Origin of the sequence: Aquimarina intermedia, from assembly GCF_008124785.1 — a bacterium.
GTDB classification, from domain to species: Bacteria; Bacteroidota; Bacteroidia; order Flavobacteriales; family Flavobacteriaceae; genus Aquimarina; species Aquimarina intermedia.
The window spans coordinates 65,835-91,304 of the sequence record NZ_VNHU01000009.1 but is presented as its reverse complement, the minus strand read 5'-3'; the positions used below and the strand labels follow the sequence as shown (position 1 = coordinate 91,304).

The 25,470-nt window shown below is 34.4% G+C and carries 44 protein-coding genes; 39 read left to right on the top strand and 5 right to left on the bottom strand.

The genetic code is table 11. From position 1 onward, the window contains the following. Positions 1–135: 135 nt before the first annotated feature. From BD809_RS13035 to BD809_RS13025, 3 genes are read left to right on the top strand one after another with little or no spacing between them, the layout of a single operon-like run. On the top strand, positions 136–387 hold the full coding sequence (locus BD809_RS13035) for a hypothetical protein (RefSeq protein ID WP_148783423.1): 252 nt from the start codon (positions 136–138) through the stop codon (positions 385–387). A gap of 1 nt (position 388) precedes the next feature. Beyond that, the gene (locus BD809_RS13030) at positions 389–622 is read left to right on the top strand and encodes a hypothetical protein (RefSeq protein WP_148783422.1); all 234 of its coding nucleotides are present in this window, start codon (positions 389–391) and stop codon (positions 620–622) included. Beyond that, the gene (locus BD809_RS13025) at positions 619–1,191 is read left to right on the top strand and encodes a hypothetical protein (RefSeq protein ID WP_148783421.1); all 573 of its coding nucleotides are present in this window, start codon (positions 619–621) and stop codon (positions 1,189–1,191) included. Before BD809_RS13030 ends, BD809_RS13025 begins: the two co-directional genes overlap by 4 nt. Before the next feature lie 49 nt (positions 1,192–1,240). Here the strand turns inward: BD809_RS13025 and BD809_RS13020 are convergent, their stop codons facing one another. Continuing rightward, positions 1,241–1,645: a hypothetical protein gene (locus tag BD809_RS13020; protein ID WP_148783420.1), complete on the bottom strand. Its 405-nt coding sequence runs from the start codon at positions 1,643–1,645 to the stop codon at positions 1,241–1,243. Positions 1,646–1,769: 124 nt separating this feature from the next. On the opposite strand from BD809_RS13020, the gene BD809_RS13015 reads away from it, so the two are divergent. The 25 genes from BD809_RS13015 (at position 1,770) to BD809_RS12895 (ending at position 13,070) form a co-directional block, all read left to right on the top strand. Beyond that, a complete protein-coding gene (locus BD809_RS13015; RefSeq protein WP_148783419.1) occupies positions 1,770–2,081 on the top strand; it encodes a hypothetical protein in 312 nt (103 codons plus the stop codon). Between the two features lies 1 nt (position 2,082). Further along, complete coding sequence (locus BD809_RS13010; RefSeq protein ID WP_148783418.1) at positions 2,083–2,343, top strand: hypothetical protein; 261 nt, start codon at positions 2,083–2,085, stop codon at positions 2,341–2,343. Next, complete coding sequence (locus BD809_RS13005; protein ID WP_148783417.1) at positions 2,340–2,564, top strand: hypothetical protein; 225 nt, start codon at positions 2,340–2,342, stop codon at positions 2,562–2,564. The genes BD809_RS13010 and BD809_RS13005 overlap by 4 nt, the downstream gene beginning before the upstream one ends. Further along, a complete protein-coding gene (locus tag BD809_RS13000) occupies positions 2,561–2,797 on the top strand; it encodes a helix-turn-helix domain-containing protein (protein ID WP_148783416.1) in 237 nt (78 codons plus the stop codon). The genes BD809_RS13005 and BD809_RS13000 overlap by 4 nt, the downstream gene beginning before the upstream one ends. Beyond that, on the top strand, positions 2,790–2,918 hold the full coding sequence (locus BD809_RS15970; RefSeq protein ID WP_262712890.1) for a hypothetical protein: 129 nt from the start codon (positions 2,790–2,792) through the stop codon (positions 2,916–2,918). Before BD809_RS13000 ends, BD809_RS15970 begins: the two co-directional genes overlap by 8 nt. Positions 2,919–3,021: 103 nt before the next feature. After that, positions 3,022–3,210: a hypothetical protein gene (locus BD809_RS12995; RefSeq protein WP_148783415.1), complete on the top strand. Its 189-nt coding sequence runs from the start codon at positions 3,022–3,024 to the stop codon at positions 3,208–3,210. A gap of 59 nt (positions 3,211–3,269) precedes the next feature. After that, positions 3,270–4,313 carry a hypothetical protein gene (locus BD809_RS12990; protein ID WP_148783414.1) on the top strand — a complete coding sequence of 348 codons (1,044 nt, stop codon included), beginning with the start codon at positions 3,270–3,272 and terminating at the stop codon, positions 4,311–4,313. Positions 4,314–4,341: 28 nt separating this feature from the next. Next, the gene (locus BD809_RS12985; RefSeq protein ID WP_148783413.1) at positions 4,342–4,731 is read left to right on the top strand and encodes a hypothetical protein; all 390 of its coding nucleotides are present in this window, start codon (positions 4,342–4,344) and stop codon (positions 4,729–4,731) included. Beyond that, positions 4,732–5,439: a lambda exonuclease family protein gene (locus BD809_RS12980; RefSeq protein ID WP_148783412.1), complete on the top strand. Its 708-nt coding sequence runs from the start codon at positions 4,732–4,734 to the stop codon at positions 5,437–5,439. Then, positions 5,432–5,674 (top strand): hypothetical protein, encoded by a 243-nt coding sequence (locus BD809_RS12975; protein ID WP_148783411.1) that lies wholly within the window; start codon positions 5,432–5,434, stop codon positions 5,672–5,674. The genes BD809_RS12980 and BD809_RS12975 overlap by 8 nt, the downstream gene beginning before the upstream one ends. Further along, positions 5,667–6,140 (top strand): hypothetical protein, encoded by a 474-nt coding sequence (locus tag BD809_RS12970; protein WP_148783410.1) that lies wholly within the window; start codon positions 5,667–5,669, stop codon positions 6,138–6,140. Before BD809_RS12975 ends, BD809_RS12970 begins: the two co-directional genes overlap by 8 nt. Positions 6,141–6,150: 10 nt before the next feature. Continuing rightward, positions 6,151–6,384, top strand: a complete 234-nt coding sequence (locus BD809_RS12965) for a hypothetical protein (RefSeq protein WP_148783409.1) — start codon at positions 6,151–6,153, stop codon at positions 6,382–6,384. A 304-nt stretch (positions 6,385–6,688) separates the two neighbouring features. Then, positions 6,689–7,075, top strand: a complete 387-nt coding sequence (locus BD809_RS12960) for a MarR family transcriptional regulator (protein WP_148783408.1) — start codon at positions 6,689–6,691, stop codon at positions 7,073–7,075. Continuing rightward, a complete protein-coding gene (locus BD809_RS12955; protein ID WP_148783407.1) occupies positions 7,063–7,632 on the top strand; it encodes a hypothetical protein in 570 nt (189 codons plus the stop codon). The genes BD809_RS12960 and BD809_RS12955 overlap by 13 nt, the downstream gene beginning before the upstream one ends. Further along, the gene (locus tag BD809_RS15765; RefSeq protein WP_211356722.1) at positions 7,625–7,984 is read left to right on the top strand and encodes an HNH endonuclease; all 360 of its coding nucleotides are present in this window, start codon (positions 7,625–7,627) and stop codon (positions 7,982–7,984) included. The genes BD809_RS12955 and BD809_RS15765 overlap by 8 nt, the downstream gene beginning before the upstream one ends. Positions 7,985–8,144: 160 nt before the next feature. Continuing rightward, on the top strand, positions 8,145–8,951 hold the full coding sequence (locus BD809_RS12940) for a hypothetical protein (protein WP_148783405.1): 807 nt from the start codon (positions 8,145–8,147) through the stop codon (positions 8,949–8,951). After that, a complete protein-coding gene (locus tag BD809_RS12935) occupies positions 8,948–9,610 on the top strand; it encodes a hypothetical protein (protein ID WP_148783404.1) in 663 nt (220 codons plus the stop codon). The genes BD809_RS12940 and BD809_RS12935 overlap by 4 nt, the downstream gene beginning before the upstream one ends. 48 nt (positions 9,611–9,658) lie before the next feature. Further along, a complete protein-coding gene (locus tag BD809_RS12930; RefSeq protein WP_148783403.1) occupies positions 9,659–10,756 on the top strand; it encodes a DNA cytosine methyltransferase in 1,098 nt (365 codons plus the stop codon). A gap of 9 nt (positions 10,757–10,765) precedes the next feature. Continuing rightward, a complete protein-coding gene (locus tag BD809_RS12925; RefSeq protein WP_148783402.1) occupies positions 10,766–11,023 on the top strand; it encodes a hypothetical protein in 258 nt (85 codons plus the stop codon). After that, positions 11,020–11,439, top strand: a complete 420-nt coding sequence (locus tag BD809_RS12920) for a YopX family protein (protein ID WP_148783401.1) — start codon at positions 11,020–11,022, stop codon at positions 11,437–11,439. The genes BD809_RS12925 and BD809_RS12920 overlap by 4 nt, the downstream gene beginning before the upstream one ends. Positions 11,440–11,453: 14 nt before the next feature. Continuing rightward, entirely contained in the window at positions 11,454–11,693 is a 240-nt protein-coding gene (locus BD809_RS12915; protein ID WP_148783400.1) for a hypothetical protein, read from the top strand. A gap of 159 nt (positions 11,694–11,852) precedes the next feature. Then, positions 11,853–12,125: a hypothetical protein gene (locus BD809_RS12910; RefSeq protein ID WP_148783399.1), complete on the top strand. Its 273-nt coding sequence runs from the start codon at positions 11,853–11,855 to the stop codon at positions 12,123–12,125. Between the two features lie 27 nt (positions 12,126–12,152). Continuing rightward, the gene (locus BD809_RS12905; RefSeq protein WP_148783398.1) at positions 12,153–12,425 is read left to right on the top strand and encodes a hypothetical protein; all 273 of its coding nucleotides are present in this window, start codon (positions 12,153–12,155) and stop codon (positions 12,423–12,425) included. 3 nt (positions 12,426–12,428) lie between these two features. Continuing rightward, complete coding sequence (locus tag BD809_RS12900; RefSeq protein WP_148783397.1) at positions 12,429–12,761, top strand: hypothetical protein; 333 nt, start codon at positions 12,429–12,431, stop codon at positions 12,759–12,761. Between the two features lie 12 nt (positions 12,762–12,773). After that, positions 12,774–13,070, top strand: coding sequence for a hypothetical protein (locus tag BD809_RS12895; RefSeq protein WP_148783396.1), 297 nt, complete (start codon positions 12,774–12,776; stop codon positions 13,068–13,070). A gap of 124 nt (positions 13,071–13,194) precedes the next feature. Here BD809_RS12895 and BD809_RS12890 read toward each other — a convergent pair whose 3' ends face one another. From BD809_RS12890 to BD809_RS12880, 3 genes are all read right to left on the bottom strand, one after another. Continuing rightward, complete coding sequence (locus tag BD809_RS12890) at positions 13,195–13,980, bottom strand: hypothetical protein (RefSeq protein WP_148783395.1); 786 nt, start codon at positions 13,978–13,980, stop codon at positions 13,195–13,197. A 121-nt stretch (positions 13,981–14,101) separates the two neighbouring features. Further along, complete coding sequence (locus BD809_RS12885; protein ID WP_148783394.1) at positions 14,102–14,692, bottom strand: super-infection exclusion protein B; 591 nt, start codon at positions 14,690–14,692, stop codon at positions 14,102–14,104. A gap of 148 nt (positions 14,693–14,840) precedes the next feature. Then, entirely contained in the window at positions 14,841–15,131 is a 291-nt protein-coding gene (locus tag BD809_RS12880; RefSeq protein WP_148783393.1) for a hypothetical protein, read from the bottom strand. A gap of 233 nt (positions 15,132–15,364) precedes the next feature. Between BD809_RS12880 and BD809_RS12875 the strand changes: the two genes are divergently transcribed. From BD809_RS12875 to BD809_RS12825, 11 genes are read left to right on the top strand one after another with little or no spacing between them, the layout of a single operon-like run. Further along, positions 15,365–15,730, top strand: coding sequence for a hypothetical protein (locus BD809_RS12875; protein ID WP_148783392.1), 366 nt, complete (start codon positions 15,365–15,367; stop codon positions 15,728–15,730). Continuing rightward, positions 15,727–16,938 carry a terminase large subunit domain-containing protein gene (locus BD809_RS12870; RefSeq protein ID WP_148783391.1) on the top strand — a complete coding sequence of 404 codons (1,212 nt, stop codon included), beginning with the start codon at positions 15,727–15,729 and terminating at the stop codon, positions 16,936–16,938. The genes BD809_RS12875 and BD809_RS12870 overlap by 4 nt, the downstream gene beginning before the upstream one ends. After that, positions 16,931–17,500 (top strand): hypothetical protein, encoded by a 570-nt coding sequence (locus tag BD809_RS12865; RefSeq protein WP_148783390.1) that lies wholly within the window; start codon positions 16,931–16,933, stop codon positions 17,498–17,500. Before BD809_RS12870 ends, BD809_RS12865 begins: the two co-directional genes overlap by 8 nt. Continuing rightward, complete coding sequence (locus tag BD809_RS12860; protein WP_148783389.1) at positions 17,478–17,894, top strand: hypothetical protein; 417 nt, start codon at positions 17,478–17,480, stop codon at positions 17,892–17,894. The genes BD809_RS12865 and BD809_RS12860 overlap by 23 nt, the downstream gene beginning before the upstream one ends. Next, positions 17,894–18,358: a hypothetical protein gene (locus tag BD809_RS12855; RefSeq protein ID WP_148783388.1), complete on the top strand. Its 465-nt coding sequence runs from the start codon at positions 17,894–17,896 to the stop codon at positions 18,356–18,358. Before BD809_RS12860 ends, BD809_RS12855 begins: the two co-directional genes overlap by 1 nt. Then, entirely contained in the window at positions 18,358–19,479 is a 1,122-nt protein-coding gene (locus BD809_RS12850; RefSeq protein ID WP_148783387.1) for a hypothetical protein, read from the top strand. The genes BD809_RS12855 and BD809_RS12850 overlap by 1 nt, the downstream gene beginning before the upstream one ends. Further along, positions 19,469–21,496: a hypothetical protein gene (locus tag BD809_RS12845; protein ID WP_148783386.1), complete on the top strand. Its 2,028-nt coding sequence runs from the start codon at positions 19,469–19,471 to the stop codon at positions 21,494–21,496. Before BD809_RS12850 ends, BD809_RS12845 begins: the two co-directional genes overlap by 11 nt. Positions 21,497–21,501: 5 nt before the next feature. After that, complete coding sequence (locus BD809_RS12840; protein ID WP_148783385.1) at positions 21,502–22,023, top strand: hypothetical protein; 522 nt, start codon at positions 21,502–21,504, stop codon at positions 22,021–22,023. After that, on the top strand, positions 22,023–24,737 hold the full coding sequence (locus BD809_RS12835) for a coiled-coil domain-containing protein (protein WP_148783384.1): 2,715 nt from the start codon (positions 22,023–22,025) through the stop codon (positions 24,735–24,737). Before BD809_RS12840 ends, BD809_RS12835 begins: the two co-directional genes overlap by 1 nt. After that, positions 24,721–24,966: a hypothetical protein gene (locus BD809_RS12830; protein WP_148783383.1), complete on the top strand. Its 246-nt coding sequence runs from the start codon at positions 24,721–24,723 to the stop codon at positions 24,964–24,966. Before BD809_RS12835 ends, BD809_RS12830 begins: the two co-directional genes overlap by 17 nt. Then, positions 24,960–25,214 carry a hypothetical protein gene (locus BD809_RS12825; protein ID WP_148783382.1) on the top strand — a complete coding sequence of 85 codons (255 nt, stop codon included), beginning with the start codon at positions 24,960–24,962 and terminating at the stop codon, positions 25,212–25,214. The genes BD809_RS12830 and BD809_RS12825 overlap by 7 nt, the downstream gene beginning before the upstream one ends. On the opposite strand, the gene BD809_RS12820 is transcribed toward BD809_RS12825, so the two are convergent. Further along, positions 25,211–25,429: a hypothetical protein gene (locus BD809_RS12820; RefSeq protein WP_148783381.1), complete on the bottom strand. Its 219-nt coding sequence runs from the start codon at positions 25,427–25,429 to the stop codon at positions 25,211–25,213. The two genes, BD809_RS12825 and BD809_RS12820, sit on opposite strands and share 4 nt — an antisense overlap. Positions 25,430–25,470 lie beyond the last annotated feature (41 nt).

Sequence of the window (25,470 nt, the reverse complement as noted above, 5' to 3'; positions counted from 1 at the left end):
TTCATTTGGATGGTTGGCCAATCGTTGTCACCCATCCTTTTATGTTTAGGCTTCTTACTAAAGCCATATCGTTTTTCCTACGCATTCCCTATATACGTTTTCTTTATACAACTGTATTGGGTTTTTGACCACACAATGAAAGCAGACGATCCACTGTTACACTTCTACGCAGTAGGGTTCACTATAAGTATCTTCCTTATTGCTGCTATAATTTTATTCACGATACAATCCATCCGTACCGAAAACGAAATCTTATTGAAGAATATTCGTAAAGCTACCCGATTTATAGTTGTCGAAGTTCGCAAAAAGTGGGTGCCAACCGAAAAGAACAAAGAATATACCGAAGATTTAGTTCGGTTTAATGAATCTCTTGAAACCCTAGATTAAAATGAAAAATAGCAAACTCAACAGGCTAAAAGAAAGATCCAAGTTTTACGATGATGATGTTTTTGAAGAATTAGAAAACAGTATTATCGAAGATTTAGATCTGGAGATTGAAAAGGAAAATGAAAAAATAGCTTCCAAAATATCTGTGATTGAAAATAACATCTGCAGCAAGGAAGTTCTAAAAAATATAATTTTATCCAAATTCAATTATAATATTCAAATTAATCAGATATGAAAAGAAAATTACTCTTATTATTATTTTTTATTGGAGCTAGTATTCAGGCCCAAGAAAAAGTTAATGAACTAAGAATTACTCCGGAGGGATTTAACGGTTTCTTAGTTAAACAATTTGAAGGTAAAACAGCGGAAGAATTATATCAAGCTGTTACAAAGTGGAGTGAATATAACATAAACAATGCGTCAGTGTCTAATCAATCTAATATTGAAAACGAATACTTATCGTACAATGTTATGTATAAATCTGGATTGTTTATAAGAAGTGGGTTGGCAAAACTAGTATGGGATCCAATGTTTAAAGTGGAATTTAGATTTAAAGATGGTAAGGTTAGATATGACATAAAAATCATATCTATGAATATGCATCCTAATTATGGAGGTAAATACCCTCAAGCAATGATATTTAGAGGGGGTATGTTGGCGTACTCATTTTTCAATAAGAAAGGCAAACCTAAAGCAAATACGGAGCAAGCAAGAAATCAAATAGAAGATATTGCCAATAGTATTATTGGAAGTGTAAGTGATCATATTAACGGAGAATCAGAAAACACAAAATCTGATTGGTAAACGCTCACAGTTATTAAAAATACAAACCACCTCTAACCGGGTGGTTTTTTTATTTCTTCATGGCGCTCTTTAGGCCATTCTCAATAATTTCGTCCAAAGAAACATTTAAAATCTTACCTATTTCATCATACATTTTATGTTTAAATGTATCAATCTCTTTCAACTGATCCCAATTATTTACGCAGTCTAAAGCAAGTTTGCGAATAGAATCATCGGATTTTGATAAATTTAAAGAATCACTATGGCCAACTATTGCATTAAAATCATCAACAAAATCAAACTTTTTTGCAATATCCTTCAAAAAACTGATCTTTAGGGTTTTATTTGCTAATGCCTTTTTAACTCCCTCTGGCGAATAACCAACAACATTACCTAACTTACTGTAGGATATGCGATTAGAAACTTTTTTATCCTCTATTAATTCGTGTAGTTTATTAATTTTCAGCTGGTCCATAGTAAAATTATGAAGGTTATTTATACTAATTACAAATAACAACTATAGTTGGTAAAAGTTGTAATTAGTTGACAAAAGTACGTATATTTGTAATGTAATCATACATCATACAAAAGCAAATATAATGAAAAGCACTATACACTCTATCAGAACAACATTAAAAAATGAATCTGTAATCTCTACAGAACATGATGGAAGCTTTGACTTAAAAGCAGTTTCAAATTTAGTTCAAGTATTTGCCGAGGGTGTTAATTACAAAGAGGATTACAAATTAGAAATATGGTTCGATGGTGAATTATATATCCCAACTGAAAGCCAAAGAGAAGAATTTGAAACGATCATATATTATCAAGTAAAGGAAAAGATCGACAACGATACCTCTCAGCCTTTTACAACTTCAGAATTAGTAAATCAAGTCAACTTAATACACTCATAACATGCAATTATTAGCAAAAAACTTTAGCGGACAATTAGAATGCGGTTCAAAGTATCGCATCGTAGAAATCATTAAAGGCAACAGTATTGTACTTGTCTTAAAGGTTTACAATGAGATACTAGAATCTTACCACTATACCGATTTGGTTGCAAAGAGTTTTGATGATGATAATTTCAAAGAAATGATTTTGGAGTGTTTAAAAGAAGCACAGGAAAAATGGAAAATACAATTAATAAAGTCACAACTAACAAAGGTAGCATGAGCAATTTAAACGATGTAATCCAGATAAAATACGACGGTTTACCACAAGGAACAAAAACCAAGTTTATCAAAAGGATTAGTGAGGATTTAGAGTTGGGAGCTAGATACATTTTGAACACATGGTTCACCACTTTCAAAACAGTTCCTATAAAGCACCAAACCTATGTTGATCAAGAAATTGACAAGTATATCAAAGAATTAAACCAAGAAGAAAAAATATGAATTCACTTAATCTATCAGCGCAATCATTCTGTAAAGAAATAGGATTAACCTATCACAACGATATTTTAAAAGAGTTGGTAAAGTATGGTTTAGTAAGCTTTTTTAAAGTGGGCCGCAAAAGGTTTTACAAAACTGCAGATGCACAAAAAATTAGTGATATGCTGCACGAACGTAAAATAGCTATTGAGCCAACAGATGGCAGATACTACATTAAATTTTTAAGTAATGACTAGTATGGAATTCTCAACACACTTTTATGCGGTTATGATCATTTATGCGGTTGTTTTTATCGTGTTTATCCCCATAGGAATCAATGTATACAAAGGAAGAAAAGAACGCAAAAAGGACAAATGAACAATCAGGATCGACAATTATTTATCGCAGCTCTTTTAACTGCACTAGCTATGATAACCTTCATAGCCGGGATAATACTTGTTAATCAATTAATACGCTTCTCATGAAAAAACTACTACTCATAAAACTAGGACTAAAAACAGACACCGAACCAAAGCATATAAGCCCCAAAGGGCCTGCAAGGATTAACGGACGTTGGACGTTCAGCGGAAAAACATTTGATCAGATGTTTGATTTTGAAAAATTAAAAGTATCGGATCATATAATAGATATAAAAAAATCCCTGCACTAGAATACAGGGATTAATCAAAGAATCAAATTTAATTCTCAAATAATTAGAAATACAAAGTTATGAAAAATTCAGCTACAAAAACAACTTTAGATTTGGCCCTACTGGATCCAAACAAATTACCAGAGCTACAAGGGTGGAAGGACAAGCAAAAAAAGATTGTAAAGGAAAATCCTTTTATCACTATCGAGGATAATAAAACCTACGAAGAAGGAAAAAAAAGACGTACCGCATTAGTTTCTGCCCGTACTAGTATTCAAAATCAAGACAAAGAAATTGCAAAAAAAATTAAGCAGTTTAGATCTAATTGTATAGAGGTATCAAACAAGCTTATTGCAATCACTCTACCACACGAAGAAAAGCAGCAGGAAGAAGTAAGACGTTATGAAGCTGAAAAGGAAGCAGAGCGAGCAGAAAAAGCCCGTATTGAGCAAGTGCGCAAAGAATCCTTACAAAAGGAAATTAACGACTTCTACGACTTCCATAAGAACGCTATTATTAACATGACGTTTGAGACTATAGAAAAAGTTCATGCTTCATTTTTAGAAGATGCAGAAACAAAACAGGAAACCGATTTTGAAGAATTTGAACTGGATCTTATCGAAAAAATAAATCTTCTTAATTCTCAACACGCTGACCGTTCAAAATTCCTGACCGAAAAAGAGGATCAGCGAAAAGAAGATGAACGCCTTGAAGCTGAAAAGGAAAAACTTAGAATCGAACGTGAAAAGTTTGAAGCTGAACAAAAGGCTAAGAATGAAGCTGCTGAAAAAAAGCAAAAAGAACAACAGGCGAAACTTGATGCAGAAAACGCAAAACTAGAAGCCGAAAAGAAAAAGTTAGCAGATGAAAAACGCGCTCAGGAAGAAGCTAAACAAAAGGCTCAGGAAGAAGCCGAAAGAAAAGCGAAGGAAGATGAAGCCAGAAAAAGAGCCGAAGCCTTAAAGCCGGACAAAGAAAAGTTAGTTCGCTTTATAAACTCACTTCAGTTTGCTGAACAACCGCCAAAACTTGACAATGAATCTTCGGTTGAATTCTTAAAAGAGCTTATCAATGATATTGATCTATTGAAAGATAGAGCCAACGAAGAAGCATCAAAAATTTAATTAATCAAATCTTAAATAATTAGAACAAATGAGTAACGAATTAGAAAAAGCAGCAGGAACAGAGGTAACATTTTACATTCCGGACACAGAGAGTTTGGGAAGTCTTAAAGACATGGAACCAAAATTTAACCTAAACCTTAAATACAAAACTGCGGACGATTGGGCAGCGGTTAAAGGGAAGCCGTTAAGAGTCTTTTACATGGGTTTAAAAGATATACCAAACGAGACGGGCGAAATTGTAAAATGCGGATGCTTTGTAAGCGAAAAAGAATGTTTCATTTCCGGGCAAATGACCCTTGTAGAAGCCGTTAAGAATCTGCCTTTAAAAACGCCTTTGCAGCTTACCTACCAAGGTAAGAAAGCGAATAAAAGTAGTGATGGTAGCACTATGATTTTTGATGTTGAAAAATTAGGATAGATGTTCGATTTACAAGACATAACAAAAGAAATGGAAAACGAGGTTCAGGGATTAGATTTTAATTCCCTGAATGCTCTACCCAGTAAGCACGATCTATGGTTAGAATCCAAACGAGGTGTTTTTTCTGCCAGTGAGTTTCACCGCCTTATGGGTTATGAAGATAAACCAGATTTTCCAAAAGGCGCGGAAACCTACGCAATGGAAAAGGCAATTGAAACCCTAACCATAAAAGAGGAAGGTTATACCAACGATATCATGCAACGCGGTAATGAATTAGAGATTGATGCAATGCATGAGTTTATGAGAATTACAGGTTTAGAAGTTACCAAATTCGGAGCGGACCAAGAATTTTTAACTATTGGTAAACACGTAGGATGCACCCCCGATGGAATTATTAAAGGTCTGGCCGGTGTAGAAGGTAAAGCACCAAACAGTAAAACACATTTTAATTATCTAACAACCATCAAAAACCAGAACGATCTTAAAAAGGTTTGCAAAGATTACTACTGGCAATGTCAGGGGGGTATGTATGTCGCTAATCTACCTTTATGGTACTTTTTTTCCTATGATCCCAGGTTTAAAAATCCTGCTCACCAAATGCACATTATAAAAGTGCATCGTAATGATGAAGATATTGAAAAACTGAAACCAAGACTAAAAACGGCTATCAGTGTAAAACTTGATTATATCAAAAAATTAAATGGCTAGACTAGATAAAAAACGACAAGAAAATTTAGAGCCTAAAAGGTTAACTAAAGCTATCAACGAAATAGAAAATCTGGGTTATGTTATTGAAGCAAAATGTGAAAATCATATTCAATTTTTATACAAAGGCTGTACCGTTACTTATTTTCCTTATTCGGGTTGGGCTAGTGGTAGAAGTATAAATGATGGGAGAGGATTAAAAAACCTTCTAAAACAATTAGAAAACAAAAATGCCTAAGAATCCACGTAAAATAGAAGTTGAAACTTCAGTACTAAACGGAAAGCTCATAAAGAATAGAGATTTCATAATTGAAGGTATAGAAGCCTTTGAGGGTAAGGATATCACTTTGATTTTACAAAGGATTTTTAAGAAGCGCAGCAACCGGCAAAACAATTATTATTTCGGTGTAATCGTGGAGCATTGGAAAAATTTACTTCGCGAGGAATGGGGAGAGATTTTGAGCCCAGATGAAGTACATGAGTTTCTAAAAGTCAATTTAAGTTATGAAGATTTGGCAGATGAAGAAACGGGTGAAATAATGTTGAACCCCATAACAGGGAACCCCATCCGTAAAACTAAATCTACAACCAAAAACAGCACGTGGACACAAGAAGAATATCACAAGGCTTGCAGGGATCTTGCTTGGAATATGTTTGAATATCAAATTCCATTACCAGATCCAGAAAAGAGAGTAAAATTTTAATCAAACAACTATGAATTCAGAAACCAAAACAAAAGCAGAATTAAGAGAAGAAAGATTACAATCTTTTATTCCGGAATCACGCAGAGATCGTAGAAGGAAGAAGAACAGACTTTTCAATAACAAAAAAGGAATACAATTAGTAGTTGCACGATACGGTAACAATTTTGCAAAATACCGAAAGGAAATTCAATATATCGACGGAAAACAAATTGTTCATTCAATACCAGTAGAAACAAAACGATAATGGCAAATACATACGCTTGCAGTGACGGCACCAGAGTAGATCAAAAAACTATTGATTATCGGATAAAAAAGGCAAAAGCCCAAAAGAAGATTGAGTTCATAGATGAACACGGGTATTTATTCTGCGAGGACTGCGAGCGTAATGATTGCAAACCGATTGATGCAAGCCATGAAGTAAGTGTTTACGAAGCTAAGAAAACCGGAAGAACTGAACTTTGTTGGAGTGTAGAGAATCTAAGGTATAGAGGAAGGCCATGCCACCAGAGATATGATAAACTAGACGTTCAATTTAATCCAAACAGAGTATGAACCCACGAGTAAAAGCATTATTAAAGCAAGTTAATTCTGGTAAGATGGAAACTGATAAGGTGAGAATATTACACCATATAAAGAAGCATCCTTACACAACCTTACCAGAGATCGAAAGAAAACTAAATATGAAGCATCAAACCGCTTCAGCTAGAACTAGCGATTTACAAGATTTAGGTTTAATTGAAGAAAGTGGAGAAGTTAAAAAAGGGAATAGTACTCATTCATATTACAAATTTCAACCGGACCCAAACAAGCAAGCAAAGAACGCCTTTGAGCGTAAGAAAATAAAGTTTTCCCAGTGGAGGAAAAAAGGATTATCCCAATTCAAAGATTTAATTAATAATGACCTTATAAAAGAATTAGAAGTATGTACAAAGTAGATGATTACCGACCGGATGAAATTGAATTTACAGTTGAATCGAACCAAGTTCCCAAAGTATTAGGAGAATTTGAAAGTGATGAAGATGCGCGCGTATTTATGGCTCAAAATTTATTGTCGCTTCAAACCAATTTAAATGCAAAGCGTTTCATGGACCATCGAGAAATTGAAGGACTGCGGGACGAATACGGCAACGAGCTAGAAAATGAGCTTCCAAAATTGAAAGAAAATCATTTAAAGAAAGCTAATGAAGCGGAAGAAGCTAAGAAGCTAGAAAAGGAAGCTAAAGAAATGGTTAATGCTTCTAGGAATAAAATAGAACAATTAGCGATTGAAGTAAACGATCGAACCACAGACATTGAACTTGACAGTGAAAACACTTGGCAGGTGGTTTACAATTCAAAGTTGTATTACTACACGTTTATTGACGGCAAAATTCAGTTGGCCCATGTACAGGATATTCCATCCTATCAGGAAAATGATTTGATAAGCAGCAGCCAGAAGAATGAAAAGTTTTTCGAAAACCTCAACAAGCAAGAAAAGGCAGTTAATGAGTAGAATGCGACACATACGCGGACGACCTTCAAACTATCGTAAATCACTCCAGAACAATAAGTATTGGAACACGGTAAAGAGAAAAGTCCGCATACGTGACAATTTCAAATGTTTGGTATGTGGTTGTAAGATTCGATTGGAAGTGCATCACATAACCTACTACGTTAACGGAAAGAGCATTTTAAACAAAGAACTTGAATTTTTGGTATGGATGGTCACATTGTGCGAAAAGGATCATGATAAGGCACATAAACAATTTGATCATCCTTTTAACCCAAATAACCCTAAAAAATTAAATGCAGATGAATACAAAAGAAGAAAAAATATTAATAGAGCCGATGAAGATGGAGCTTAATGCATGGTGTATTTATCGGGAAAATGGAATTGAAGTAAAATTAAAAATGATAGGTAACGAACTGTTTTTTCAAAGACCGTTAAGGCTGCTTGAAAAGAAGTATTTGAGAGAAAATATAATGAAGAAAAACCAAAGGTTTAGTCAATCATAAATTAGCAATATGAGCAAAAGATTTATAGACATATCAATATTGCCTAAAGCTTGGCGCAAGCTTGAACCAAGCTTAAAAATAACTTGGTTTTACTTATGGAATCATTGCGATGCTGCCGGTGTTTGGGAAATAGATCGCGATTTATTTGAGTTTGAAAATGGCTTTGAAATTGATTTGGATTTATTAAAAAAGCATCTTCCTGAAGAATTTGAAGTTTCCGGAAACCTTTTATTAATGAAAAATTTTATCTCAATTAATTACACTCAACTAAAAGAAAATTACAACCCCCATAAACCAACTTACAGGGCAATTAATAGACACAACCTAAAATTAAATTCAAGTTTGAACCAAGCTTGCTTTAAGCTTGAAGAAGAAGATGAAGATGAAGAAGAAGAAGAAGGTAAAGATGAAGATGAAAAAAAAAGCGCAAAAGAAAAATCTTTAATGCAGTACACAAATCAAAATGAAATTGACCAGTGTTTAAAAAAATGCGTTGAATTTTTCCCTGAGCATTTAAGGCCCGGTGATAAACAAAAAAAATCATGGGTTGATACGATTGAAAAATTAAACCGAATTGAAAAAATTCCTTTTGATAAAATTATTGAAATCGTCAAGAAAACCAGAGCGGACGATTTTTGGTCCAAGAATTTTTTAAGTCTGGTTAAGCTTAGGAAAAAAAATAAAGAAGGTTTGATGTATGTGGTTGTATTCAATGAAAATATTAAATCAAAACCAACTAACAAAGGTTTTGAAGCTGATCAGGATTACATGCAGACAGTACACGATAGTGAAATAGCAAAAAGTTGGAACACATGAAACTAATCGAAAAAGAAAACACCGGAATTGATTTAGTTGAAAAAATAATGTCAAAGCAAATTTCAATTCCTAAAATGGAAATGAGTTTAACCATGCAAGATGTATTTGAAAAGCCTTTGATTCGATCAGTTTTTAAGGGTGAAAATTCTCAACTAGGTTTTACTTTCATTAACGGAATGGTCAAACGTTTTACTGATAGTTTTGGTTTTAGCTCTAAACTTTCACCCTCACAAATTGAAATGCTAACGGTTGACACCTTAGAAAAATGTGCTTATGAAAGTCTTGAAGATGTCATTCTGTTTTTTAAAATGGCTAGATCTGGAAGTTTTGGAACAACAACAAGGGGTTTAGATTCAAATTTAATTTTTGGTACATGGTTTCCTAAATATTTAGAATTAAAAGCCGATTACCGAGAACAGTCCTACCAGAACGAAAAAAGCAAACTAAACTCTATTTCTGTCACCTACGAAGATGTACAGATAACCTACAAAAAGAATACTGAGAAAAAAAAGCTTGAAAAAATAAAACGCCACATTGATGGCATTACCAAAAATATGGACCGTCAAATGTTGGAAGATACTATAACCGATTGGCAAAAGGACCCGATTAAAAAGCCATACGTTCGATTGCTTAAAGCTAAAAGAAAATCTATCAAGTAAACCAAATAAAAGTGCGTGAAGGTATTCACGGGAAATTAATATTTATAAATGATTAGACACGCAACTTTTTTTTCCGGTATAGGTGGTCCAGAGATCGCAGCAGAATGGATGGGATGGAAGAATCTAATGCATTGTGAGATTAATCCATTTGGAAGGAAAATTTTAGAATACTACTGGCCAAAAGCAAAGAGTTATGAAGATATTACCAAAACAGATTTCACTATTCACCGAGGAAAAATTGACGTCCTCACCGGGGGATTCCCATGCCAACCATTCAGCACGGCAGGAAAAAGAGAAGGAACAGAAGATAACCGCCACCTCTGGCCGGAAATGCTTAGAGGAATTAGAGAGATTCAACCGCGTTGGGTTGTGGGAGAAAACGTTTATGGCCTTATTAATTGGTCAAAAGGATTGGTATTCGAGCAAATCCAGATTGATTTGGAAAATGAAGGCTACCAAGTCATTCCGGTTACACTTCCAGCTGCAAGCGTCGACGCGCCACATAAAAGAGAAAGGATATTCTTTATTGCCTACGCCGGTAAGCAGCGATGCGACCACGGGTGCGATAATTGGGAAGAACGATGTTTTCAAAATGACATCAAACGGAACTCCCAGAAAGATAAATCAGAACGGAAACAGTTTCAGTCTAGGACTTGTAAGATTGGGGAAGATAGGAATGTTACCAACACCAACAACGAGGGATTACAGATCGCCAGATTTAAATCCGGAAAGCAAAAGGAGAATGAAGAACTGCGAACTAAACAGTGTAGTAATAAATCATTTACTCCCAACCCCAAGAGCGAGAGCAGCCGGGGGGAATTGCAGCAACAACAGGAAAAAAGGAAATTTAGAGGACAAGATTGCGGAGCTTATTCCAACACCACAAGCATCAGAGGGAACCAAAGTAACTGGAAAAGAGAATCAAGATTCCTTAACGAAAAGGGCCAGGTCATTAACTGGGAAAACTTCCCAACTCAATCCCCGATTTGTGGCAGAGATGATGGGCTTCCCAGTGGATTGGACGGAATTACCTTTTCTAAATGGAGAAACCAAAGTATCCAAGCCTACGGAAACGCAATAGTACCACAAGTAATCTACCAGATATACCAGGTAATTGATCAGATGATAAAAGAGTTTAATTATTAAAATACAACCATGCTAAAAGAACACCAACAAAGAGCCAAAGAATTATTAAAGGGGAAAGACTTCAAAATTGTTCCAACATTTACAGTTGACGGAAAGCGTTTAACTGATGAAATTTGGATTAAGGAGCTAACACCAGAGTTAGAGAAACTTGGCTACTACATAGTAGATAGTTATAAAGAAGGTGATTATTACAGACTATTCTCACCAGTTCAACCACACACCCCCGGTGATTGCTATGGGGTAATTAAAAGAAGTTTAGAGTTATGAGAGATATAAAGTTTAGATACAGACTAAGGTTAATTTCTGATGATTGGGGGCTGTACAAAGGAGGTGATATAGGTACGTTTTATATGACTTTAAATTGCGATAAAAACGGAATTTCAAGATTCGGAATAGATGAACGTTGGGAGATTATATCTTGTGAAGAATACACTGGACTAAAAGACAAGAACGGAAAGGAGATATATGAAGGGGATACTTTAATGGGTTGGGTAGAAACTGATGAAGGATTTCTTAAAGGTGATTTTCCAGTTTTTTGGAACGAAAAAACAGGGAGTTGGCAATTAGATAACAGCTACTATAGCAATAGAGCTTCATCAATTCATTTATGGGAAGGACTAAGTAAACATAACCTTGAAATTACAGGAAACATTCACGACAACCCACCACTAACAAACAATTAAACGATAATAAAGTTATGAAGATAGAAACAAAATTAAACATAGGTGATAAGTGTCACTTTATGTCATTAGACAAACCAAGAGAGTCAAAGGTTAAGGAGATTGTAATTAATGTTGAAAAGGGTTGTGTCAGTACAGTGTATGTTATAGATAAGAACCCTTCGGGATCACATAATTGCACTAGATTCTATGATAGCGAAATTTTCGCAACCAAAGAAGAACTGATTAAAAGCGTTTTTTCAACAAACAAAAATTGAATTATGACTAAAGAAGAAGAATGTAAAGAGTGTAAAGGCTGGCAGTTAATTATTTACAGTTATAGCAGGGGTGCGGAATATTGTAAAACATGTAAGGGCTCAGGTTTAGCTAATAGCACAAAAGTTTAACCACCCCTACAGGGGATAATAGATAATAAGATGAAACATATATCACAAAATCATGAATTCACTATAATAAGTGGAGATAAACCATTAGCTAAGGCAAAAGAAGGTGAAATTATAGAGCACCGGAAAAGAGTAAATCAAATTTTCTTCTACCAACAAATTGGGGATATAAATAAACCAGATTACGAAGCTAAATTCATTAAGGTTTATTTAAGTAGAAACGAAGTAGAAAAACTATTCAATCAAATTAAAGAGATTGAATCAAAGACTTTTAAGAAGGAGTATTTAGCGGATTTACCTTTTTAACCACCTAACTATAATTATTAAATAGAAATGAAAAGCATATTTAAAAAATACATAAGAAAGCAGATAGCAGAACTTAGACCTGTTACTAAAGAAGACAGAGAGAATTTTGAGGGTAACGGTAATCTTAAATTTATATCTGATTTAGGCTGGTACACAGTGTCTATTTCGGAGCAAGATATTAAAAACGGATCTCCTAAAATTGGGGATATGATAGCGAGAAACCCTAAAAACTATCTTGATCAATGGTTAGTTGCTGAAAAATACTTTAAAGATAATTTTGAAATTTTTTCAAATAACTAAGAGATGGAAGAACAAAACACACTTCACTTAACTTTAAAGAAAAGAGCTTTTGAAGTAATGGTATCAGGTGAAAAATCAACCGAGTACAGGACACCAAGTTCATGGATAAAATCAAGATTGATAGATAAGGAAGGTAATCCTAAAAAGTACGATAACGTAAAATTTGTAAATGGTTACGGGCATGATAAACCTTTATTTTTAGCAGATTACAAAGGTTTTGAAATATCCAACTGTAACCAAACAATTAAGTTTTCCAATGGTCTAACGGTTATTGTCAAGAAAGGGGATTACATAATCAGATTAGGAAGCGTATTCTATAAAGGAAACCAACACTAAAAACACATTACAATGAACATACAAAGATTAATCACAAAATGGGAAGGTGAATGCAAGAATTTGGAAGTCTTAAATAATAAAGAAATTAGACACATAGAATCAGTTAAAATTAATGCTAAATTGTTGCTAATAAAGCACTTTATTAAAGACTTAAGAGAATCCGAAAAGAACCTTCACGCTATAAACGTAAAAGCACCGGAGATAGTTAAAGAGATGAACAAGGAAAAATTATGCCTTTGTGGACAAAATCAATTACCTCAATACAGCCCGTGCTGTTCTTTAAGATGTTGGCATATTCAATTTGATTAACCATTTATCACTTACCCCTGATATTTGATAGTAAGATTATTTAAATTTTGAAAAAAAAAACTGTTATACATATTGAGAAAAAATAAAAAACTTATTTTCTTAAATATTAACTTTTTTATTTCGTTTAAAATTCGGTTGTTCGATTTAACCTGAGGTACAAATCTAATAGGATTAAGAATGTATATACCCCAAGAAGATATAAATAATTTAATCTGGACTTTTTAAAACTTTGCCTTACAAATGTTAGATCTTGTCCATACAATTTATACAAAACACGAATAGGTAAATACGTTTTATTAAAAAAAAGACTTATGATAATCATAAGCACGAATAAGAAAATCATCACTGTTATCGCTGACATAATATTACTAACTATTTCAACTTTTTTATTTATTTTAAATTCATTGAATGTGGTTTCTAAAATCTTGCCTTCTATTTTGGGTATTATGTAAGATTCTCCTAAATATAGCATTTGAAATTTAACACCATCTTTAGGATCAGAGTACTTCCATTTAACCCCAACTACAGAATCTGAAACTCTTGTTAATTGAAATTTTGACACCTCAGGTTCAATAGTTTTTAAAATTTTTAAATCTAAAATTTTATCTATCCCACTGAATAAAACTTCTAAATCTTTCCTCACGTCTGTTGGAGGAATAGGCTGGTTACCAGTATTCCATATTGAAAATGTAGTCAAGTATACACTCTCCTCTATTTTTAATGAATCATTTTGTAATAATGAAAAACTATTGGTTTCTGTAATTAACTCCTTGTCAAATACTTTGTAAGATTCAGGTAAAATATAGTATGATAATTCTTTAGTTTCCTTGTTACTATAGTGTAAATAAAAAGCAATTAAAATACCTATTACCCCAATAATAACCCCTGCTAAATTTGTTAATCTATTCATGTATCCAATTATTTTTGAGAGCTTTTATTATAATATTTTTTATTATTTAAATTTCCTTTATTTTAGAATATTGAAATGTTGTTGTTAACTGAGAACATATCCTTTGAACCGAGAGAAGTTATTAGTAATTTTCAATCTTCCAATCAGAACGTTTACTCTCTATTAGTCTTACATCATCCTCGGTGGGAGGATTGCTCATGCCAAGATGTTGGCCCCTAAGCATTTCATTTGCCAAGGTGTTTATACTTACAGAAGCCAACACCCCATCAACCCCATATGATGTAATGGATTGTTTATGTGCCACCAATATTTTTTTATTTAAAAGCCCAGAAACTGTAGGGTTATTAATTGGTAATTCAAGTGAATTCCGTTTGGTCACACGAAATTCACATAACACTAATTGTTCAAATCGATCAAGTGAACATAATATTTTTAAAATCCTTCTTTTTTGATTTTTATTTAAAATCATTTCTCTAATTTTTTTTACGCCCCAGCTAAATAAACTAACTATTATAAGTGCAGTGGACGTAAAAAATGAGAAACCTACAATCCATCCAAGTTTTGCTAATACTGCATCGCGGAACGAAACTTCATTAAAAAATTTGACGTCTACAAACAGATAAAATCCAGAAATTAATGATACTAAAACAAAGAACTTTGTAGGAACTTTAGATAAGTCAAAAATGGCTTTAAAGTATTGATCAATTTTCATTTTTTGAAACGGTATATAGGTTATCGTGATTGTAATATTCTTTCTTTCTATTAACTTAATACTACAAATCTAACAGATTTTTCCTAACTAAAATAGAATTAGGTATTTGGCTACAATCCTAACAGATCATATCTTTATCAGTTCATTATTAATCAAATCCCGAAACCCGCCACCTACCACGATCATAGTAATACCTAACACCCTGATACTCGAAGTTCTTATAGCGTCTAATTAATCCGGATAGATTCCTTTGTACAATCCCAACAGCTATGCGGCCGGAGAATTTTTTATTCGGTGCTTTAAAGGAGTAAAGCCCATATTTTAATTGCGCCCAGGACTTACCGGCGTCCGTAACTCGCAGAGTATGATCAATTGTATAGCAACGCATAATAAGCTCTTCTATCAGCTTAGGTGTTATTGTAGATGGATCTAATTTCATGGCCTGCAAATATAATTCAGATTACTGAAACCCGTAAGGAAATACAAAACAGGTAAGTTAAATTATAAAACACAGATTTCTCATTCTTTTGTAACCGTCTTAGTTTAAACATGGCTAAGGCGGTTTTTTTGTTGACAAAAGTTGTGTTTTGTTGATAAACTACTTTCATATTAAAACACTTAAGCCTTATTTATGTTTAAATTTGTAAGCATACGACGTAAAAACCACGAAAATTGTCAGGAGGTAAGGGAAAAATAGGTCCTAAAGATGGTAAGCTTTTCAGTAAGGACAATCAACCTACTGGAGAAGCTAAAAGCTTAGGAAAAAAAAAGAAAGCTTTGATAAAGGATATATGCGCGCAGATAATTACAGGCGATGCAAAAGAATCTTTTCAAGGGGTGGCCGATTATTTAGGTTTAAGTATTGAAGAAATCGACTTTGAAACGGCCATGCATTTAAAGCAGCTTGAAAAGGCAATCAAAAAGGGTGACACTACAGCGTATAATGCTATCATGGATCGTACTAAGGGTAAACCGGTACAGGCGATTCAAATGGAAGATATGAATATCAAACCTATTATAACAAAACGTGTAAAGTGATCGAGCTATATCCACATCAAGATGATTTTTTATATAGTAATGCTATACATACGGGGCTAGTAGGTGGTTTTGGTTGTGGTAAATCTTTCATCGGCACATTAAAGATAGTATCTAAAAAGATGGCATACCCCGGCATCAATGTAGCGTACTACCTTCCAACCTACAAATTGATAAAGGATATAGCATTTGATAATATATCTAAAACCTTAGAAGCTCAGAACATTAAATATGTTCTCAATCGTACAGATACCGAATTCTTAACCCCACTAGGAAAAATTATAATGCGTTCAATGGACCGCCCCGATAATATCGTAGGCTATGAGGTTGGTTATTCTTTGGTAGATGAAGCTGATATACCGCCAAAGGATAAAATGAATATTTCTTTCAAAAATATTGTTGCAAGAAACAGGGTTAATCTTCCTGATGGTGCAGCAAATTCTACCGATTTTGTAAGCACACCAGAGGGATTTAAATTTCTTTATGATTTCTTTATAAAGAAACCTTCAAAAAACAAAGTGCTTATCAACGGTAAGACTTCCGCTAACAAATCTTTACCAGATTCTTATATTGAAACATTACGCGAGAGCTACACCGAAGAACAATTAGCAGCCTATTTAAATGGTGAATTTGTTAACCTAACCGCAGGAACTGTCTACCATACGTTTGACCGAAAGCGTAACCATACAGATCGAGAAATTAAACCACGTGAGGTGCTTCATGTTGGAATGGATTTCAATATAACTAAAATGAGTGCGGTTATTCATGTGATCGAAAAAGGTAAAAAACACGCAGCTTCAGAAGTAACCGGAGCTTATGATACTGCTGATATGATCACGATATTAAAAGAGCGTTTTCCTAATCATAAAATAGTAGTCTATCCAGATGCTTCCGGTAATGCCAGAAACACCGCTGGACCTTCGGACATTGCATTATTAAAGAAAGCACGATTCACGGTAAGAGTAAAGAATACTAACCCATCAGTTAGGGATCGTATCACAACAGTTAATGCAGGATTCCTAAACGCCAAAGGGGAAACAGATTATTACGTGAACACTCATAATTGTCCAGAGTATACCGAAGCGTTAGAAAAATTAGCATACAAAAACGGTGTGCCAGATAAAGAAAGTGGATTCGATCACGTTACGGACGGTGGGGGATATTGCTACTACAACCTAAAAAAATCAACAACTACGCGAATAAATGTTTGATCTAAACCACATATCAGTAAAGGAGTTCTTTACACTTGAAGAAGATCAAGCGAAAGAATACATGAAGCTGCAAGAGATTATAAAGCCTTCTAACGAGTTTGGAAAATATAAAGCTAAGAAGCTAGGTGTTTTATCATTCGGTCAAGTAGCGAGTATTAAACGCAACGTATTGAACCCAAACTACGATAGTTTGATTGAAACTTTTCAACTTGTCTACGATGTGAAGGTTGACCAGATTCTCAATAGTGATATAGTCGATTTCTTACAGGCGTTTAACTACATACTTGAAAGCACCAAGAATCTAATCACCAAAGAAAATAAAGCGTTATCAAGTGATCCCGATTTTGATTTAGAAATGGCAGGTATAAACAGGCTAAGCGTATTCGGTGAACTATCTACACTTATTGCAATAGCTGAGAAATTTGGCAAAACACCGCAGGAGGTTGAAGAATGGCAATACAATTTTGTTTTGTCTCTTATGATTCATAATAAGATTTACAAAGAAATCGAGCAGAAGTATAACGAAATAAAGCAATCCAATGGGCGTAAAAGACAAGCTTGAAAGTGTCGCAATTAGTTACGGATGGAACTTTGTTCATGCTAGGCGTGATTATCAAAATCTGATTGATTCCACGCAATTTTTTGCTGATTCTATAGAAGGTTACGAAGTAGGGGAAACATTTTTGTTTTTGGATCCTATTGTAAGAAGTGGCGAAAGTGAAGGATTAAGGTATCAGGGTAATTTTATGGTCCTTACAAAATCCGATTTAGATGATACTTATGAAGGTAAACACGCTAAGTATGTAAAGCCTTTAATTGATATTGTCATGAATGAGATTAAGAATAAAATGCGTTGCGAGTTTCCAGAGATTACAACCTGGCGATCTATAGAAGTTATCAATGTATTTGACTTTAATGCAGATGGTTTAAGTGTTAGTTTTAATTTGAAAGGTTAATGAACGATTCAACTCAAATATTGAAATCAGAATTTGAATCTATTCAGCAGGATCTTATAAGACGACACGAAGAACTAGGAATGAAAGCAAGCGGTGATTGGATTGATTCATTAGAGGTTTCCGCAAAGGGAATGCGGGCCACAATATTTGGTTTGGATTATACTAATTACTTAGTGAACGGTAGAGAGCCCGGAAGGTTCCCACCAATAAAAAAGATTGAGCAGTGGATATATGATAAGAATATTAGTATTGAAGGTAAGATATCAATTAGCAGCTTAGCGTTCTTAATTGCTAGGAAAATAGCAAAGGAAGGAACCGAGTACTTTAAAAAAGGCGGTACCGATTTAGTTGAATCAGTTATTACCCCTGAACGTATTCAACGCATTATAGATAGAGTAACTGAATTTCATGTTAGTTCATTCACTAGTGAGATAAACGGACTATTAAAAAAAATGGCAGCGTAATGGCAATACAATTCTTTAAAGAACCAACAGGACCTGTTATACCCATGTATAATAATATGATCTATGAATTCTATAGTGATATAGGTGACGGGGTAAGAGCTACAGTGAAGATAAGCAGCTATACATTTGAAATATCCGGAAACAAAGGATTGTTTCATTTCAATGCTAAGGATGTTTTTAACGTTTTAATGAATAAGTTTGGTTTTAGAGATGATATTATTGTTGAGTTACCACAAAATTTTGTTCAGCCTGATTTCAATTTATGGAATAGTTATGATATAAATTTTAAAATATTTCAACTAAATGGCGCGAGTGATTCACTAGATAAACCCTGTGCAATTTCAAAAGCAGTTGTACAGCTATACGACCCTACATACGAAGAAGCCGAAAAAATTAGAATATATCTACCATCTAACGACACTTTAAAGCATGCCACTTTTTTCGAGGGATATCCCTTTGATGTGCCAGTTTATTCAAATATAGCAAGAACGGTAACAGTTACTAATAAAAAAACTTCTTCATCAATTTTAATTCAACTAGCTAAGGGGGTTAATCGGGTTTTTATTTCTAGTGGGCCAAATGAAAGTCAGGGTTTTGAAAGTCTTATGCCGCTTTATTTAGGGAAAAACGAACTAGAATTTTCATTTACTGAGGGGAGTGTTAGTGAGAAAGCTAATATTATTATTGATAAAAAGCCTGTTGACTGTGGTACATATCTCAAATGGTTTAATGCTTCGGGTGCATGGTCCTATTGGAAGTTTTCACCTGTCTATTCTAAAAAGGTGAATACTAAAATCTTAGATGAGATCAATAATGATTTTAGTAATGTAGACAAGACAGTTAGTCCAACTATTGTAACTGGAATACAGACTAAACCCGAAATGAGTTTAAATTCAGGTTATTTAAACGTAGATGAACAAAGATTAGTTAGCGACCTATTTACTTCACCTAAAGTTTTCATATACACAAATGAAATTCATCAAAAGTTCTTTGAAGAAGATTTTAAAGAAGTGCAAGTAAAACCAGGAAGTCGTGAAGTATTCAATTCTAAGTTAGAAACTAGAGAATTTCAGGTTGATATAATGCTAGCGGAACAATACCGACAAACGTATGCAGGTTGATATTTACATAAACGAGGAAAAGATGGATACGGATGTATCTACCACTATTGCTGAGACAAAGCAAATAAACGATTTTTTTGAAATAAAAGATCGTCAAACCTCGTATACAAATTCTTTCAATCTTCCTAAATCTGAAAGAAATATTGAAATACTTTCAGGAATGGGTTTGATCGGTAATACCTCTTTAGCGCCTTACCGGGTTCATAAGGTTTCCATCTATAGAAATGGAATTCAAACCGTTCATGATGGTATTGGTATTTTCAAAGATAGTGCAGAAGGTTTCAAAGTCCATGTTTACAATGAAAACATCGATCTATTTGATGTGATTGGTAATAAATCAATATCAGACCTAAAGCGCATACAGCAGTTGAGCCACACTTTAAACACTACAAACTGGATTAATTCTTTTGGCCGTAATGATTATATCTATGCAATAGCAGACTACGGAAAAACAGATGGTGAAACTATTGAAGTAGACTATCAAGTACCATCTTTGTTCGTCAAATACATTTGGGAAAGTATTTTTTTAGAAAGTGGATTCCATTTTAGGTATGTTGGCAGAGCAGGCCAGAGCGATTACAACCCTTTTAATAAAAAAGAGTGGAGTGAATTAGCTATTACCATTGATGAAGGGTTAGCTAAAAACGAAAACACTGCACCCAGAGTAAAGAAACTTGAAATAGGAATAGACAAAGTTAGTCAATACACTGGAGAGACAATTAACTTTTTAGGACAAACCATAGTAGTTCAAGAATTGATTGATGAGATAACGGAATATGTCCGATTCACCACCAAAGAAGATCCGGATAATATGCATTTATATTCTACGTCTGTACAGTATAACCGTTCAAGGATTAGAATTCAAGAAGAAGGGTATTATATTTTTAATTTACGAGGGCAATTTTCAAATTTAAATACCGAAAATGTTTCACTGTTTATAGAAAAAGACGGGCACGATCTATTTACAATTAAAGACGATTTTCCAGATCAAGGAAGCAATGTGAATTTTGAACAAAAGCTATTCCTTCAAAAAGGGGATGAACTATTTGTAAAGGTGATTAGTTTACCAGTAGACAATGAATCGTTTTACTCCTATAACCTAACGCTTACCATGTATTTAGATAACACGGTAGCTACAGTTAACTTTAGTTCTTTCCTAACCAAACTAAAGCAAAAAGATTTTATTAAAGATATTCTAAACTTTTACGGTTTAATGTTTAGGAGAAAGGGCAAAACGTATGAGCTAATAAGCTATGAAGAATTATTAGATCCTACTGCCGTATATCTCAATCAATACAAGATTAAGACAAGTGATGTACTAGAGGATTGGTCCAGTAAGTTTCACAAGGTTGTAGGTACTAGCTACCAAGTTGGTAATTACGCACAAAACAATTTATTTAAATACAGATACGATAATAGTGAAAACACCTTTGCAGATTCTCAAATAAAAATTGATGATCATACATTGGAAAATGAAAAGACTTTAATAGAAAGAGTTTACCGAGCACCGGAACGATCTTCTTTATTTGTCGCGTTCACAAATCTATTTAAGTGCAGCTTTTACCAAAAAGAGTTTGATGAAGATGGTAAACTTAAAACGGTTAAACCTCAAAAAGTAGAGCCCTATTTTTTCAGGGTTAAACGTGTTGCAGCATCTATAACTTATAAACTTTCCGATTCATCAGGATCAAACTTTTATGCGAATAGTAGTGTTCCCTTTATGGACTTTGAAGAACTTGACTTTAATAGCACGGTTGCAACAAAATACACCGCATTTTCAAACATGGTAAACTACGGGAAAAAACACAAAGCTTTACTTTATTTAAATGTGATCGATATACATAGGATGGACTTCTTTAAGCTTAAATATATCAAACAGCTAGGTGGGATATTCTACGTAAACAAAATACCAAATTTTACAGGAGAAGATAAAACAACGGTTGAGATAATAAGAGTTCGTAGTTATGAAAAACTAGGACAATTTAGCGACGATTTTAATGACGATTTTAATAATTAACAGACATGGCAAAGAGTAGAAGTAATGTAACAGAAGTTGTAAACAGTAATGTATATGACAACAATAACAAAGAGATTGCCGCTGCCAATGTCAAAGCGGTATTATACGAGTTAAGAGATTCTTTTTTTAATCTCATTGATGATCGTTTAAAAAGTATGAAGTACGACGGTAATACAACGCTTCAAACGCACCTTAATTCTATTGTCGGAGCTATTCCCGTATATGGAACGGTTTATAATATTCAAATAGGTAATAGCCCTGTTAGTTATACCGTTGGGGGAATCATTAGTTCAGCTAAAATAATTGCAAATAGCGGTAATGACACGTTAATCGAGGTTAATTTCAAACAGAATATTTACAATCGCAGATTAATACCAACGCTTAACTACACGGCTAGTGATTGGAATAATCATAATGATGTTTGTTACCCCGTAATACGGAGAATCTCAGGAACTAGGATTCACGTAGCATTTAGAGAGGTATCGGGTAATCACCAAAGACTTCATCTTGAAATAATTGCAATCTGATGGCTGAAAAAATTAAAATATTCGAACTAGATATTGATATAGATGCAGCCATTGCTTCTACTTCAGAACTCAAAAAGGAAAGTGAGTTTTTAAAGAAGCAATTGGACGCGCTCAAACGTTCAGGTGATACGAGTAGTGAAACGTATGTACGTCTTGAATCAGCATACAAGGGCGTACGCAAAGAATCTAATTCAGCACAGCAGCAAATCGCTAAAATGATCAGCTTGCAAGGGAAAGAGATTAAAACCGTAGAGCAAGCCAGAAACGCGTTATCTGTAGTTGGTAAAGAGTGGGCCAAGCAAGCAGATTTATACGGTGCCAATTCAAAGGAAGCCGATAAACTCGCCAAAAAGAAACTTGAATTAAGCAATCGTTTAAAAGAACTTGAAGGTAATACAGGTGATACTAGTAGAAGTGTCGGAGGATATACCGAAGCTATCTTAGCAGCACAAAATCAAAACACTTTATTTGCTAAGGCTCAAAGAAACATAAATGAAATTTTAAAAGTTGGTAAGCCTGTATTCGCTGCTTTAAAATTAGAAATTGCTAGTGTAGGTAAAAATTACAAAATACTTACAGCGAGTACACAAGGATATACCAAAGCCCAAAAAGCCGCAGCGATTTCAACGTTTTTAATGAATACAGCTTTAAAAGCTTTTAAAATTGCGTTAGTTGCTACGGGTATAGGTGCTATACTTGTGCTAGTTGGTTCGCTGATCGCATACCTTACAAAAACCCAAAAGGGAGTTGATTTTGTAAGTAAGGCCTTAGCAGGATTAGGGGCGTTCTTTGATGTGATTATTGATAGACTTTCACAATTAGGAGGGGCACTATTGAAATTTATATCTGGTGACTTTGTCGGGGCTTTTAACGATGTGAAGGAAGCAGCTTCAGGATTAGGAGATGAAATTGCGCGCGAAGTAAGATTAGCTTATGAATTAGAAGCAGCCCTTCAGAAATTACGAGATACAGAAATTGGACTTATAACCACACAGGCAGCCAGAAAAAAGCAAATAGCCGAATTGAGGTTATTAGCAAAGGACGAAGCGACATCATTACAAGAACGTGCCAAGCTTTTACAGCAAGCCGGAGACATTGAAAAGAAAATCTTAGATGATGAACTAACACTGGCCAGAGAGAAAGCACGTATTTCACAGCAGCAACTTGATTTAGGTGAGAGTACAGCCGAACAAATACGAGAGAATGCAGAATTACAAGCTAATGTTATAAATCTCGAAACAGAATCCTTACAACGTCGTAAAAGTATTGAAGCAGAAAGACAAGGATTGTTGAAACGTGCAGCATCGGAGCAAGCAGCAGCAGCCAAAGCAACTAGTGCCAGAGCAAAGAAAGAAATTGACGATGCCATAAAAGAAAGTAAGGTAAAGCTTCAAATCTTCATTGAAGAAAATAAAGGCAAAGCCAAAGCATTAGAAGATTCTTTAATCGATGCCGAACGTATACGAGATGAAAAATTAAAAATAAACGAAGAAGAACTCGAAGCTGGTAACAAAACGCAAACCGAAGCGGAACTTGAAAGGCTCAAAATTAAAAACGAGTTTCTTGAAAAACAAAAAGAACTAACAATTGCCTTTGCCGAAGAAGAATTAGCAATTATTAGAAGCTCACACCAAAAGCGCATTGAAGAAAATCAGCTTCTTACCGATGAACTAGTAGCCCAGGAGATTGCAAGGCTCGAAGCTATCGCAGAAGCGGAGCGCGAATATCAGTTAAAAAGATTTCAGGAAGGCGAGATATCGGAGCGACAATATAACGACAATATACGCGCGATAAATGAAGAAAACAGAGCAGCTAAAGCAGAGCAGGAAGAAGAACTAAAACAGCAGAAAGCCGAAGCGGCCGCAATTGATTTAGACAATCAAAGAATACTTGACCAAGAACGCTTAACCTACGATTTAGAATTACAACGTCAATACCTTGAACAGGAAAAACAGGCAGAACTTGACAAAGCAGAAAAGACAGGCGCGGATAAATCTAAAATTGAAGCTAAGTATGCCGCAATTGATAGAGAGATTTCAGCCAAAACGAACGATGCTAAGTTGTCATTGGCTGCAGATGCTTTTAATGGACTTGCTACAATATTAGGTAAATATTCGGATGCCGGTAAAGCTGCCGCAATTGCAGAAACTACAATAACAACTTTTCAAAGTGCGGTAAATTCCTATAATTCACTATCAGGTATCCCGATTGTAGGACCTGTGTTAGGTGGTATAGCAGCAGCGGCTGCCGTTGCATCAGGATTAGCACAGGTTCAAAAGATTAGAAATACTAAAAAGCCCGATGTTCCAAAAGCAGAGAAGGGAGCGTTGTTTGAAATTGGCGGTCAACGTCATTCAAATGGCGGTACTCTTTTTACCGGTGAAGATGGTACTTCCTTTGAAGCGGAGAAAGGCGAACTTATAGGTGTTATGAATCGTAGAGCTGCAAAAATGTTCATGGGGTTCAATAATCAATTCACAGGAAGCAGCACAAGCAAACCGAACTACTTTGCGGATGGTGGTTTTGTATCTCGATCGTTCACGACCAACAGCACAGCAAACAGTTCTCAAAGTGGTAATGTATTAGATATTGATTTACTAGCTAGTAAAATAGCAGATGCAAACAGACAATTACCGGCACCGATTACCGATGTAAGGGATATAATTAATGGAGTAGGTAGTTTTAATAACGTGGTTGATGGGGCAAACATTTAAGATAGTACGTGCATGGAAAAATTATATTTCTGGCAAAATATCAAACCTTGAAAGGTTAAGAGCTAAATCATGCACTACATGTGATCATGCAGTTGTTGGAACTTATGAAAAGTTAATGCCAGATTTTCAGTTAAAAGAGATTCAAGGTTTGAAATGCGGTAAATGTAATTGTCCTTTATCAACCAAATTAAGAAGTGAAACAGATAAATGTCCTTTAGGTAAATGGTAGCATACGAACTGATAAAAAAATTAGAAAAATTACCCTACTACAATAATCTTTTAAAGAGTGGGGTTGTACCTATTAGTTGGGTAGATTATAAAGTCATCTATGAATTCTACCAAAAAGAAATTATTCGATTAATCCGTGGGGGTTTTTCACAAAGCAAAGCCAAAAGACAAGCTAAAACAAATGCTTCCGAAGAATTCAATATAGGAGAAAGTACAGTGTATTGGATTGTGAAAAAGATGAAAAGTTAGTCTTTCAGAATTTTACCAATTTGAGTATCAAAACTATCTTCAAAATTCTTGTAATCATTTGATTCTTTAAGTACATGTTTCTTGAAACCTTCATCAACATTCTTTTCCGAACCTACTTTATAGTAAATAGATAAGCATAAGTAATATAATCCTTTGATCAATTGAAAGATCACGTAAAGAGAGATAGCAAAAACTATTAAAATCAGGATTATCATACGGTAAAATTACAAATTATCTTAGAATATTTAAGCTCGTA

What these genes read in the sequence shown, in the direction of transcription:
- BD809_RS13035 (WP_148783423.1), top strand. Translation starts at nt 136, where the DNA reads ATGAAAGCAGACGATCCACTGTTACACTTCTACGCAGTAGGGTTCACT.
- BD809_RS13030 (WP_148783422.1), top strand. Translation starts at nt 389, where the DNA reads ATGAAAAATAGCAAACTCAACAGGCTAAAAGAAAGATCCAAGTTTTAC.
- BD809_RS13025 (WP_148783421.1), top strand. Translation starts at nt 619, where the DNA reads ATGAAAAGAAAATTACTCTTATTATTATTTTTTATTGGAGCTAGTATT.
- BD809_RS13020 (WP_148783420.1), bottom strand. Translation starts at nt 1,645, where the DNA reads ATGGACCAGCTGAAAATTAATAAACTACACGAATTAATAGAGGATAAA.
- BD809_RS13015 (WP_148783419.1), top strand. Translation starts at nt 1,770, where the DNA reads ATGAAAAGCACTATACACTCTATCAGAACAACATTAAAAAATGAATCT.
- BD809_RS13010 (WP_148783418.1), top strand. Translation starts at nt 2,083, where the DNA reads ATGCAATTATTAGCAAAAAACTTTAGCGGACAATTAGAATGCGGTTCA.
- BD809_RS13005 (WP_148783417.1), top strand. Translation starts at nt 2,340, where the DNA reads ATGAGCAATTTAAACGATGTAATCCAGATAAAATACGACGGTTTACCA.
- BD809_RS13000 (WP_148783416.1), top strand. Translation starts at nt 2,561, where the DNA reads ATGAATTCACTTAATCTATCAGCGCAATCATTCTGTAAAGAAATAGGA.
- BD809_RS15970 (WP_262712890.1), top strand. Translation starts at nt 2,790, where the DNA reads ATGACTAGTATGGAATTCTCAACACACTTTTATGCGGTTATGATCATT.
- BD809_RS12995 (WP_148783415.1), top strand. Translation starts at nt 3,022, where the DNA reads ATGAAAAAACTACTACTCATAAAACTAGGACTAAAAACAGACACCGAA.
- BD809_RS12990 (WP_148783414.1), top strand. Translation starts at nt 3,270, where the DNA reads ATGAAAAATTCAGCTACAAAAACAACTTTAGATTTGGCCCTACTGGAT.
- BD809_RS12985 (WP_148783413.1), top strand. Translation starts at nt 4,342, where the DNA reads ATGAGTAACGAATTAGAAAAAGCAGCAGGAACAGAGGTAACATTTTAC.
- BD809_RS12980 (WP_148783412.1), top strand. Translation starts at nt 4,732, where the DNA reads ATGTTCGATTTACAAGACATAACAAAAGAAATGGAAAACGAGGTTCAG.
- BD809_RS12975 (WP_148783411.1), top strand. Translation starts at nt 5,432, where the DNA reads ATGGCTAGACTAGATAAAAAACGACAAGAAAATTTAGAGCCTAAAAGG.
- BD809_RS12970 (WP_148783410.1), top strand. Translation starts at nt 5,667, where the DNA reads ATGCCTAAGAATCCACGTAAAATAGAAGTTGAAACTTCAGTACTAAAC.
- BD809_RS12965 (WP_148783409.1), top strand. Translation starts at nt 6,151, where the DNA reads ATGAATTCAGAAACCAAAACAAAAGCAGAATTAAGAGAAGAAAGATTA.
- BD809_RS12960 (WP_148783408.1), top strand. Translation starts at nt 6,689, where the DNA reads ATGAACCCACGAGTAAAAGCATTATTAAAGCAAGTTAATTCTGGTAAG.
- BD809_RS12955 (WP_148783407.1), top strand. Translation starts at nt 7,063, where the DNA reads ATGTACAAAGTAGATGATTACCGACCGGATGAAATTGAATTTACAGTT.
- BD809_RS15765 (WP_211356722.1), top strand. Translation starts at nt 7,625, where the DNA reads ATGAGTAGAATGCGACACATACGCGGACGACCTTCAAACTATCGTAAA.
- BD809_RS12940 (WP_148783405.1), top strand. Translation starts at nt 8,145, where the DNA reads ATGAGCAAAAGATTTATAGACATATCAATATTGCCTAAAGCTTGGCGC.
- BD809_RS12935 (WP_148783404.1), top strand. Translation starts at nt 8,948, where the DNA reads ATGAAACTAATCGAAAAAGAAAACACCGGAATTGATTTAGTTGAAAAA.
- BD809_RS12930 (WP_148783403.1), top strand. Translation starts at nt 9,659, where the DNA reads ATGATTAGACACGCAACTTTTTTTTCCGGTATAGGTGGTCCAGAGATC.
- BD809_RS12925 (WP_148783402.1), top strand. Translation starts at nt 10,766, where the DNA reads ATGCTAAAAGAACACCAACAAAGAGCCAAAGAATTATTAAAGGGGAAA.
- BD809_RS12920 (WP_148783401.1), top strand. Translation starts at nt 11,020, where the DNA reads ATGAGAGATATAAAGTTTAGATACAGACTAAGGTTAATTTCTGATGAT.
- BD809_RS12915 (WP_148783400.1), top strand. Translation starts at nt 11,454, where the DNA reads ATGAAGATAGAAACAAAATTAAACATAGGTGATAAGTGTCACTTTATG.
- BD809_RS12910 (WP_148783399.1), top strand. Translation starts at nt 11,853, where the DNA reads ATGAAACATATATCACAAAATCATGAATTCACTATAATAAGTGGAGAT.
- BD809_RS12905 (WP_148783398.1), top strand. Translation starts at nt 12,153, where the DNA reads ATGAAAAGCATATTTAAAAAATACATAAGAAAGCAGATAGCAGAACTT.
- BD809_RS12900 (WP_148783397.1), top strand. Translation starts at nt 12,429, where the DNA reads ATGGAAGAACAAAACACACTTCACTTAACTTTAAAGAAAAGAGCTTTT.
- BD809_RS12895 (WP_148783396.1), top strand. Translation starts at nt 12,774, where the DNA reads ATGAACATACAAAGATTAATCACAAAATGGGAAGGTGAATGCAAGAAT.
- BD809_RS12890 (WP_148783395.1), bottom strand. Translation starts at nt 13,980, where the DNA reads ATGAATAGATTAACAAATTTAGCAGGGGTTATTATTGGGGTAATAGGT.
- BD809_RS12885 (WP_148783394.1), bottom strand. Translation starts at nt 14,692, where the DNA reads ATGAAAATTGATCAATACTTTAAAGCCATTTTTGACTTATCTAAAGTT.
- BD809_RS12880 (WP_148783393.1), bottom strand. Translation starts at nt 15,131, where the DNA reads ATGAAATTAGATCCATCTACAATAACACCTAAGCTGATAGAAGAGCTT.
- BD809_RS12865 (WP_148783390.1), top strand. Translation starts at nt 16,931, where the DNA reads ATGTTTGATCTAAACCACATATCAGTAAAGGAGTTCTTTACACTTGAA.
- BD809_RS12860 (WP_148783389.1), top strand. Translation starts at nt 17,478, where the DNA reads ATGGGCGTAAAAGACAAGCTTGAAAGTGTCGCAATTAGTTACGGATGG.
- BD809_RS12855 (WP_148783388.1), top strand. Translation starts at nt 17,894, where the DNA reads ATGAACGATTCAACTCAAATATTGAAATCAGAATTTGAATCTATTCAG.
- BD809_RS12850 (WP_148783387.1), top strand. Translation starts at nt 18,358, where the DNA reads ATGGCAATACAATTCTTTAAAGAACCAACAGGACCTGTTATACCCATG.
- BD809_RS12845 (WP_148783386.1), top strand. Translation starts at nt 19,469, where the DNA reads ATGCAGGTTGATATTTACATAAACGAGGAAAAGATGGATACGGATGTA.
- BD809_RS12840 (WP_148783385.1), top strand. Translation starts at nt 21,502, where the DNA reads ATGGCAAAGAGTAGAAGTAATGTAACAGAAGTTGTAAACAGTAATGTA.
- BD809_RS12835 (WP_148783384.1), top strand. Translation starts at nt 22,023, where the DNA reads ATGGCTGAAAAAATTAAAATATTCGAACTAGATATTGATATAGATGCA.
- BD809_RS12830 (WP_148783383.1), top strand. Translation starts at nt 24,721, where the DNA reads ATGGGGCAAACATTTAAGATAGTACGTGCATGGAAAAATTATATTTCT.
- BD809_RS12825 (WP_148783382.1), top strand. Translation starts at nt 24,960, where the DNA reads ATGGTAGCATACGAACTGATAAAAAAATTAGAAAAATTACCCTACTAC.
- BD809_RS12820 (WP_148783381.1), bottom strand. Translation starts at nt 25,429, where the DNA reads ATGATAATCCTGATTTTAATAGTTTTTGCTATCTCTCTTTACGTGATC.